Below are 9,778 nucleotides of genomic sequence, written 5' to 3' on the forward strand. Positions count from 1 at the left end.
CCGCCCGCGTACGAGCCGCACGACGATCAGGAGCGAGAGATGACCGCACCCACGCAGCCCGCCGAGCCCCGCACCCGCGCAGAGCGCCGCCGGGACACCGAGCACCGGCTCACCCACGACGTCGACATCTGGGTGGCAAGCGCGGCGCCTGACGGCACGCCCTACCTCGTACCGCTGTCGTTCTCCTGGGACGGCGAGGCGGTGTGGGTGGCGACGCCGGCGGAGAGCCCGACCGGCAGGAACCTGGCCGCCACCGGCGCCGCCCGGCTGGCACTGGGGCACACGCGGGACGTCACGGTGGTCGACGGCGCGGTGGAGGTCTTCGAGCTGGCCGCGCTGCCGCGGGAGCACGGCGACCGCTTCGCCGCCCGCTCCGGCTTCGACCCGCGCGGCCTCACCACCCGCTACCGCTGGTTCCGGATCACCCCGCGGCGGATCCAGAGTTGGCGCGAGGTGAACGAACTGCGCGGGCGCGAGCTGATGCGCGACGGCCGCTGGCTGGACTGACACCGGGCCCCTTGTGTCGCGCTTCACACCGTGGGGCGCGGGACCGCGGAACAACTGGAGGCCCCCTCCTGTTGAAGCCGGTGCGGGTATGGTGGGAACAGTGTCCCCGGGCCTCACCTCTCGCCCATGGGGAAGATCGTTCGGCTGAAGCCCCATGGAGCCTTTCGCCGCGAGGCGACCGCCCTCCGTATCCGCCCCGAGTCGCCCCGGTCGGATCCCCCCTCCGGCCGGGGCTCACGCTTGTCCGGGCTGGCGGCCATGCGCGCCCGCCCGCGTACGACGGCTCCCTGGTCCTCGCACGCGCCCTTCCCGGCACCTGGCCGCCCGCCGCGCGACTACGCGCCCGGGCGCCTCTCCTCGCCGATGATGCCGGGCAGGGCGATGTCGTCCAACTGCCGGCGCAGGGCCTCCTCCTGGTCCGTGAGCGGTACATCGGGGCGCAGGCGCTCGGGGTGGCCGGGGGCCGGGCCCGGAGCCGGGTCCGGCGGGGGTGGGACGGGGGGAGGTTCCGGGATGAAGAACCACACCCGGCCGAGGGCGGTGAAGGCTTCCTGCAGCACGCGCCGCAGCCAGGCAAGGGGAGCAACCATCCGGGCAGAGTGTTGCGCGGCGCCAAAGCCCCGCCAAAATTTCGCTGCGCCGCTCCCCCGGCACCGCCCGCGGCACCCCGCCGGGGTACCCGCGCGCCGGAGAGCTGCGGGCGCGCCCGAGGGCTCACGCGCCGTCCGGTACGCCCGCGTTCGCTCCCACGGGCGATGCTCGCAGACCCATGCGATTGTCCCAGGGGATGTATACTCCGCAGCATCACAACGGGGCCCGGATGAATGACACAAAACGGACCTACGCATATCTCGCGATCTGAGAAAACGCGGCCTTGCGCAACCAATGCCGACCTGTGAAAATACTAACCGAATACGGTACGGCGCTACCCTGAGCGCCGTATGACCTGGACTTGCTCAGGTGCGTTGATTCCCTCGACGGATCAATTGCGCCAACGGGAGGTGAGTAATCCGGTATGGCTTTCGTCATCCGTGCGGCCGAATTCGAGGCGCTGCGCTCTGCATTCTCTCGCTGCCTCCACGGAATGTCACGCACAATTCTGATCGAAGGCGGCGTGGGCTGCGGAAAAAGCGCGCTATTACACGCCATCACGGAACACGCGGCCGACATGGGCGCGACAGTCCTCAGCGTCCAGGGCAGAAGCACCGCGGCACACCCGCCCATCTCCCTGTTCCAGCAGCTCGTCGCGCAGGTGCCCGCCCCACCACCCGGCGAAGGCCCCGCGGGCGCCACGCCCGCGCTGCAATTCAGCGCCGCACTGCCGCATGTCGGGGAGAACGGCGCGGTCGTGATCAGCATCGACGACGTGCAGGACATCCCCTGGTCCGAGCTCGACTTCCTGCTCCAGGCGGTCGGCTGGCACCGCAGCCGGCGCACCCTCATCCTGCTCTCCCACTGCCCGCACCTGCGCCATCGCGACCAGCCCGTCAAGACCGAGCTGCTGCGGCGGCCGAACGCCCAGCGCATCCACCTCGGGCCGCTGGACGAGCGGGGGGTGCGGGCGGCGGTCACCACCCGCGTCAACCGCCCGCACGAACAGTGGATCGAGCTGCTGCACCACCTCAGCGGCGGCAGCCCGCTCCTGCTGCGCGCGCTGCTCGAAGACCTCCGGGAGGAGGACATGGAGGCGCGCCCGACGGGCGCGGAGTCCTCGGCGGAGCTCGGCATGTACGGCCGCGCCGTCATGTCCTGCCTCTACCGCAGCGGCGCCACGGCCGTGGAGCTGGGGCGGATGATCTCCGTTCTCGGAGATTCCGCGGCACCCGAGCTGCTGTCGGGTATGACCCGTATTTCACCTGCGGTCATGGACCAGCAGTTGGAGGCGCTGCGCCGCTCCGGCATCCTGGACGGCACGAATTTCCGGCACCAGAGCGCTCCCCGGGAAATCCTCGCGGACCTGGGCACGTTGCAGCGGAATGAACTGCACCGGCGCGCGGCGGTGCTCCAGAACAACGCGGGCAGCCCCACCGCGGAAGTGGCCCGCCATCTTCTCGCCGCCCGGCACGCGGTCGAGGCATGGCAGCGGTCCGCACTGCGCGACGCCGCCGAGACAGCCATTGGCCAGGAAGATATTCGACTGGCTGTCCGATACCTCGAACTGGCACTGGAAAGCAGTCCGAGCAGCCCTGACCGTATCGAGATATATCTGCGCCTGGCGCTCATCACGCAACGTATCAGCCCCGCCGCCACGGAAATCCGACATCTGACCGCATTGCTCAGCGCCTTCCATGCGGGCAAAATGCCCAGCACGGCGTACGACGGACTCGCCGATCTGCTCTTCAGCTACGGCAAACTCCAGGAGGCGTTCGACGTCCTCCAGCGGCAGGGCGCCGAGTCGAGCGCCGCCGACGTACGCGCCGGCGATCACCCCAGCATCGCCTGGCTGTGGGCCTGGTTCAGCCACCACAGCACCCAGAACCAGGAGGACGGGCACGTCCCGCAGCTCCCCGCGGCCGACAGCGGCGGGCGGGCCTCGGACGCGTCGGCGGCCTCCCTGTTCCAGACCTTCGAGGCGTCGTTCCTCTTCGGCGAGCGCGGCGACTGGGCCGCCGCCGCGGAGAACCTGCTGGAGGTCTCGACCCTCTCCGACTCCACGGTCTGGTCACTGGCCTCCTCGATCAAGGCCCTCGTCATCGCCGACCGGCTCGACTCCGCCTGGCAGTGGTGCGAGTGGCTGGTCAAGGAGTCGGCGAGCCGGGACGCACCGGGCTGGCAGGCCATCTTCTCCCTGCAGCAGGCGATGGTCGCCCTGCGGCAGGGCAAGCTGGCGGCGAGCCTGGACTGCGTCCGGCTGGTGGAGAGCGTCATCACCGAGCGCAGCACGGGGTACGCGTGCGCGGCGGAGGCCGTACTCGCCGCCGTGTACATGGAGATGGGGCGCTACGACGACGTGGCGCGGGTGTTCGCCAAGCCGATCCCCCCGGCGTGGGAGAAGAGTATCTACTGGCTGAGCTACCTGTGCGTCCGCGGCTGCTTCCATCTCGCCACGAACAGGCCGCACTCGGCGCTCTCCGACTTCCTGCGGATAGGGAAGGTGGCCGAGCGCGCCTTCGTCGACCACCCCACGCTCGTGCCGTGGCGTCTCTACGTCGCGCAGGCATGGCTGCACCTGGGCGACAAGCAGATGTCCGCCCGTATGCTCGCCGAGCACGCGGCGCGCGCCCCCGACCACGGCGGTCGCGACCACGCCATGGTGCTGCGGCTGCAGGCGCGGATGGCGCCGCCGCACCGGCGTCCCGGGTTGCTGTTCCGGGCGATGGACGAACTCCTCGCCACCGGCGACCGGTTGGAGCAGGCGCGTACCCTGCAGGAACTCGCCATCGCGCTGCGCGGGCTCGGCCACGAGTCCTGGGCGGCCAGGGCGCAGGCCGCGGCGGCGCACATCGCCCGCAACTGCCTGCCCGACCAGGCTGTTTCGCGCACCCCGGCGCCGGAGCGGACGAGCAGGGCGATCCACGACGCCCTGGGCAAGGAGAAGCTGCTCACCCGGGCCGAGCACCGGGTGGCGGCGCTCGTGGCCAAGGGCCTGACCAATCGTCAGGTCGCCAACCGGCTCCACATCACCGTGAGCACCGTCGAGCAGCACCTCACCCGCATCTACCAGAAACTCGGCATCTCCCAGCGGGCCGACATCGGTACGCGGCTGCGGAGCATGCCGCCCTGACCCCCGCGGCCGTACGGGCGCGGCCGTCGCGGCACCGTCCCCCGGGGTCCGCACCTCTTTAGCAGCTCTTTGTCGGGCTTCAACCGGCTTCCGTAGCATCACAGGTAACAAACGAGTCGGAGTGCTCAAGGTGCGCTTTCCACCGTGTGCCGGCTCTCGCACCCGGGAGAGCGCGGGAAGGCGTGGCCTACGGTGCCCACACAGATCCCGTTCGACGACACGTGGCTGCGCCGCTTCGGCACGGCCCGGCAGCCGGACATACGGCTTGTCTGCCTGCCCCATGCGGGCGGCGCGGCAACCACCTTCTTCCCGCTGCAGCGGGAACTGCCCCCGTCAGTCGAGTTCATGGCCGTGCAGTACCCGGGCCGCCAGGACCGGCGCCACGACCGGCCGCTGCGCGAGGTGCGCACCCTCGCCGACCACGTGGCATCCGTGCTGGCGCCGCTGACCGACCTGCCGCTGGTCCTCTTCGGGCACAGCATGGGCGCGGTCGTCGGCTTCGAGACCGCAGCCCGGCTGGAACGGGACGGGGCCAACCCGCCCATCGGCCTGGTCGCCTCGGGCCGGCACTCGCCGGCGACGCCGCGCGTCGAGACCGTGCACCAGCGCGATGACGACGGGCTCCTCGCCGAGGTCGCCACGCTGAGCGGCACCGACCCGCAGATCCTGGCCGACCCGGACATGCGGGCCATGATCCTGCCGGCGCTGCGCGCCGACTACACCGCTGTGGAGACGTACCGCTACGACCGGAGCTTCCTGCTGCGCTGTCCGATCACCGTGTTCACCGGCACCGAAGACCCGCGGGTGACCGACCAGGAGGCGGCGGCCTGGGAGCCGCTGACTTCCGGCGCCTTCCGCATCGAGCGGTTCCCCGGCGGCCACTTCTACCTCGACGGCGCGGAGCGGGCCGTCGCCACCGCCCTCATGCGGGACGTCCGGGCGTTCTCGGCCGCGACGCCGCACCGTTGACCCACCCCCGAAAGGTAGTGCCCGTTTCATGACCACCATCGACGATCTTGTGGTGCTGATCCGTGACGAACTCGGGCTGCCGGTGTCCGTCGAAGACGCCGACCGGCCGCTGGACGAGATCGCCGGCTGGGACTCGGTGCACCTGCTCTGGCTGACGGCGGCGCTTGAGCGCCGCACCGGCCGCAGCGTGTCGCTGCCGGACCTGCTGGAGGCCGGCAGCCTCAACGGCATCCACCGGGCGGCGGTCGCGGCGTGAGCATCGCCCGTTTCCCCGCCGAGCGCCGCCACACGCTCTACCACTGCGACGAGATACGGGACACGGCGCCGGTCTTCCTCGACACCGAGGTCGACATGAGCCGGGTGCAGGAACACCGGGCGGACGCCCGGCGCGACAGCCGCCGGTACTCGGTCGTCTCGTACGTGCTCCGAGCGGCCGGCAGCGTGCTGGCCCGGCACCCGGAGGCCAACGCGGCCGTCCGCGGCCGGCTCCGCCCCAAGGTCGCGCGCTACGCGACCGTCGGCGGCAAGGTGACGCTGGACAAGACCCTGGGCGGGCGCCGCGTGGTGCTGTCCTCCGTCGTGCCGAAGTTGGAGCAGTCGAGCCTGGACGACGTGCAGGAGCACGTGAACCGGCTGCGCGACGGAGACCCCGAGTCCATGCCGGAGTTCGAGGCGGTCCGCAAGCTGCACCGGCTGCCCGTGCCCGTCGGCCGCACGCTGTTCCGGCTGGCGACGCGGTCGCTCGCGCACCGCCCCGAGCTGAGGGGCACCGTCGCCGTCACCTCGCTGGGCCACCGCGCGGTGGACAGCTTCCACTCGGTCGGCGGCACGACCGTCACGCTGGGCCTGGGGCGGATCACGGACCGTCCGGTCGTACGGGACGGCGCCGTCGCCGTGGCTCCCGTGATGCGGCTGAGCCTTGCCTTCGACCACCGGGTGATCGACGGGGCGGAGGCGGCCGACGTGCTGTCCGAGCTGAAGGACTTCCTGGAGGCGTACGCGCTGGAAGCGGCCCCGGAGAGGGCGAGCACCGGGGAGACAGACGGCGGGGAGGCGGGTGTCGGAGAGAGGGGCGCCGCCGACCCGTCCGCCGGGAAGCCGGCTGCCCGGGAGGCGGTCGTGCACGAGGCGGTCGACGCCCGCGACCCGGCGGCCCCCGCGCCCGGTCCCTGACGCTCTCCGCACTACGGCGGCGGTACTCGCCGTCCCCCACGCTCCTGCACCGCCGGCCCGCGCGCTCTCGCCGCGGGCCGGCGGTCTTTTCCGTCCGGCCGCTCGTCCGCCCTGGTCCACCGGCCGGGCAGGGCCCGGGAGTCAGCCCCGGCCCAGCTCCCGGTCGATCATCGCGAACATCTCCTCGTCGCTCGCCACGTCCAGCTCGTGGCCGGGTTCGGCGGGACCGGTCTCCCGGGTCCCGGCCGGGTGCGCGTCCTCGAGCTGCCACAGCAGGGCCTTCAGCCGCTTGGCGAGCCTCGCCTGCTCCTGCTCGTCGAACGCGCCCGCGGCCAGCATGTCCTCCAGCTCGCTGAGGGTTCCCGCCCCGGCGTCCACCGGGTCCGCCGCGGCCGGCGCGCCCGGCAGCTCCCCGTCAACGAGCGCGGCGAGGGCCTCGGCGGTCGGGTTGTCGAAGACGGCCGTGGCCGGCAGCCGCAGGCCGGTTGCGGAGTTGAGCCGGTTGCGCAGTTCCACGGCGGCCAGCGAGTCGAAGCCGATGGTCTTGAACGCGGCGTCGCGCGGCACGGAGTTGGCCGAGCCGTGCCCCAGCACCGCGGCGGCGTGCGTACGGACCAGCCTCACCAGCGCCTCGGCCCGCTCCGCCGCCGGCAGCTCCGCCAACTGCGCCTGCGACCCGCCGGACCCCGGCGAGTCCGCCGCCGCGGCCGTGCGCCGCGCCGGCCTGACGACCTGCCGGAGCACCGCCGGCACCGCCACACCCTCCTCGGCGCGCGTACTCAGCCGCGCCGGCACAACGGCGGCGTCGCCCAGTGCCACGGCCTCGTCGAGCAGCGCCAGGCCCTCGTCGGTGGCCAGCGGCAGGATGCCCGTACGGCTCAGCCGGGCGACGTCCGCCTCTCCGAGGTGGCCGGACAGCTCGCTCTCCTCGGCCCAGTAGCCCCAGGCGAGCGAGACCGCCGGGTGCCCGAGCGCCTGCCTGCGCTGCGCCAGCCCGTCCAACCAGGCGTTGGCGGCGGCGTAGTTGCCCTGGCCGGCCGTGCCGAGGGTGCCGGCGATGGACGAGAACAGCACGAAGGCGCTGAGGTCCAGGCCGCGGGTCAGCTCGTCCAGGTGCGATACCGCGTCCACCTTGGGCGCGAGCACCCGGTCGACGGCGGCGGCGTCGAGCGTCTCGACCGTGCCGTCGGCGGTCACGCCCGCCGCGTGCACGACGGCGGTGAGCGGGTGCTCGGCCGGTACGCCGTCCAGGAGCCGTACGACGTCCTCGCGCCGTGACACGTCGCACGCCGCGACGGTGGCCTGGGCCCCGAGGCGGGCCAGCTCGCCCCGTAGCGCCGCGGCCCCGGGCGCGTCCATCCCGCGGCGGCTGGTCAGCAGCAGGTGCCGTACGCCGTGGACGGTCGCCAGATGGCGCGCGACCTGCGCGCCCAGCGCGCCCGTGCCGCCGGTGACCAGCACCGTGCCGGCCGGGTTCAGGGGCGCCGGCACGGTCAGCACGATCTTGCCGACGTGCCGGGCCTGGCTCATGAAGCGGTACGCCTCGGGCGCACGCCGCACGTCCCAGGTGCGCAGCGGCAGCGGGGTGAGCACGTCCGACTCCAGCAGCGCGACGATCTCCGCGAGCATCTCGCGGATCCGGTCCGGGCCCGCCTCCATCAGGTCGAACGCCTGGTACTCGACCCCCGGGTGGCTCGCCGTGACATCGGCGGCGTCACGGATGTCCGTCTTCCCCATCTCCACGAACCGCCCGCCCGCGGGGAGCAACCCCAGCGAGGCGTCCACGAACTCCCGGGCCAGCGAGTTGAGCACGACGTTCATGCCGGCACCGCCGGACGCGCGCCGGAACCGCTCGGCGAAGCCGAGGTCGCGAGACGAGGCGATCCGCTCCGCCGGCAGCCCCAGCTCACGCAGCAGCCCCTGCTTGGGCGGGCTGGCGGTGGCGTACACCTCTGCGCCCCAGTGCCGCGCCAGTTGGACGGCCGCCATGCCGACGCCGCCGGTGGCAGCGTGCACGAGCACGGCGTCGCCCTTCGCCAGCCGGCCCAGGTCACGCAGGCCGTAGTACGCGGTTAGGAAGACGACGGGCACGGCCGCGGCCTGGGCGAAGGTCCACCCCGCGGGCATCGGTGCCAGCATGCGCCGGTCGGCGACCGCGAGCGGGCCGAAGGAGTGCGGGAGCAGGCCCAGCACCCGGTCGCCGGGCGCCAGGTCCGTCACGCCGGGGCCCACCTCGGTGACGACACCGGCGCCCTCGCTGCCCATGATCTGCTCGCCCGGATACATCCCGAGCGCCATGAGCACGTCGCGGAAGTTGAGCCCGGCAGCGCGTACGGCCACCCGCACCGTGCCGGGCGCGAGCGGCTCCACCGCCTCGGCGGCGGGCAGCAGTTGCAGGGACTCGATGGTGCCGGGGGAAGCGGTGTCCAGCCGCCAGGCGCTCGTGCCGGCGGGCGGGGTCAACGGCGGGTCGTCGCGGAGGTGAGTGAGCAGGGGGGTGTGCGGGGTGCCGTGGTGGAGGGCGAGTTGGGGGGCTGTCAGGGCGTGGGCGAGGGCGTGCGGGAGGTGGGTGCGGGTGTCGGGGTGGTCGTCGGTGTCGAGGATGTGGATGCGATCGGGGTGCTCGGCCTGCGCGGAGCGGGCCAGGCCCCACAGCGCGGTATGCGCGGGGTCGTTCGTGGGGTCGGGATCGGTGGGCAGGGTGTGGGCGTGTTGGGTGAGGAGGACGAGGGGGGTGTCGGTGAGGCGGGGTTCGTGGAGGTACTGCTGGAGGAGGGTGAGCAGGTCGTGGGCGGCCTGGTGGGCGGTGGCGGGATTGGGGTCGCCGGGTGCGGGGGCGTAGATGACGGCGGTGGGCTGGTGGCCGGTGGTGAGGAGGCCGGTCAGGCTCGGGTGGTGTTGGGCGGTGGTGCCGGGGAGCGGGTTAGCGGGGCCGAGAGTGGCCCAGCCGGTCAGGTCCGGTGCCTCGGCCGGGAGTTGCTGCGGGGTCCAGCGCAGGGCGTAGAGGTGGTCGGGGATGCCGGTCGGCTGGGCGCCGGCGGGCAGGGTACGCAGGGTGAGCTCGCCGACTTCGGCCACGAGGGCGCCCTGAGTGTCGTACAGGGTGATCGCGGCGGTGTCGGGGCCGAGGGTGGTGGCTTTGACGCGCAGTCGGGTGGCGGCGGTGGCGTGGAGCGCCACCTTCGACCAGGCGAACGGGACGCGGATGCCGGTGTCGAGGTTGTCGTTGTCGCCGGCATCGACGAGGAGGGTGTGCAAGGCGGCGTCGAGCAGCGCGGGGTGAAGACCGAACGCGTCCGGNCCNTGCGCACCGGTGTGCTCCTCGGGCAGCACGACCTCCGCATAACGGGTCGAGCCGTCCCGCCACAGCGCGGTCAGCCCCCGGAACCCGGAGCCGTAGTCGTA

At 72.8% G+C, this 9,778-nt stretch carries 7 protein-coding genes; 5 read left to right on the forward strand and 2 right to left on the reverse strand.

Annotation, left to right across the window (positions count from 1 at the left end; translation table 11 throughout):
- The first annotated feature begins 39 nt into the window (after window positions 1–39).
- Window positions 40–507, forward strand: a complete 468-nt coding sequence (locus tag B124_RS32720; protein WP_496506649.1) for a pyridoxamine 5'-phosphate oxidase family protein — start codon at window positions 40–42, stop codon at window positions 505–507.
- A 335-nt stretch (window positions 508–842) separates the two neighbouring features.
- On the opposite strand, the gene B124_RS32725 is transcribed toward B124_RS32720, so the two are convergent.
- A complete protein-coding gene (locus tag B124_RS32725) occupies window positions 843–1,097 on the reverse strand; it encodes a DUF6059 family protein (RefSeq protein ID WP_496506650.1) in 255 nt (84 codons plus the stop codon).
- A 425-nt stretch (window positions 1,098–1,522) separates the two neighbouring features.
- On the opposite strand from B124_RS32725, the gene B124_RS32730 reads away from it, so the two are divergent.
- The 4 genes from B124_RS32730 to B124_RS32745 all read left to right on the forward strand — a co-directional run bounded on the left by B124_RS32730 (window position 1,523) and on the right by B124_RS32745 (window position 6,373).
- Window positions 1,523–4,231: a LuxR C-terminal-related transcriptional regulator gene (locus B124_RS32730; protein WP_496506651.1), complete on the forward strand. Its 2,709-nt coding sequence runs from the start codon at window positions 1,523–1,525 to the stop codon at window positions 4,229–4,231.
- Window positions 4,232–4,423: 192 nt separating this feature from the next.
- Window positions 4,424–5,200, forward strand: a complete 777-nt coding sequence (locus B124_RS32735) for a thioesterase II family protein (RefSeq protein ID WP_496506652.1) — start codon at window positions 4,424–4,426, stop codon at window positions 5,198–5,200.
- A 28-nt stretch (window positions 5,201–5,228) separates the two neighbouring features.
- Window positions 5,229–5,456 carry an acyl carrier protein gene (locus B124_RS32740; protein ID WP_496506653.1) on the forward strand — a complete coding sequence of 76 codons (228 nt, stop codon included), beginning with the start codon at window positions 5,229–5,231 and terminating at the stop codon, window positions 5,454–5,456.
- On the forward strand, window positions 5,453–6,373 hold the full coding sequence (locus B124_RS32745; protein WP_496506654.1) for a 2-oxo acid dehydrogenase subunit E2: 921 nt from the start codon (window positions 5,453–5,455) through the stop codon (window positions 6,371–6,373). The genes B124_RS32740 and B124_RS32745 overlap by 4 nt, the downstream gene beginning before the upstream one ends.
- A gap of 141 nt (window positions 6,374–6,514) precedes the next feature.
- Here B124_RS32745 and B124_RS32750 read toward each other — a convergent pair.
- On the reverse strand, window positions 6,515–9,778 hold a 3,264-nt coding region (locus B124_RS32750), incomplete at its 5' end, for an SDR family NAD(P)-dependent oxidoreductase (protein ID WP_496506655.1).

The sequence above is a fragment of the Streptomyces sp. CNP082 genome, assembly GCF_059570535.1.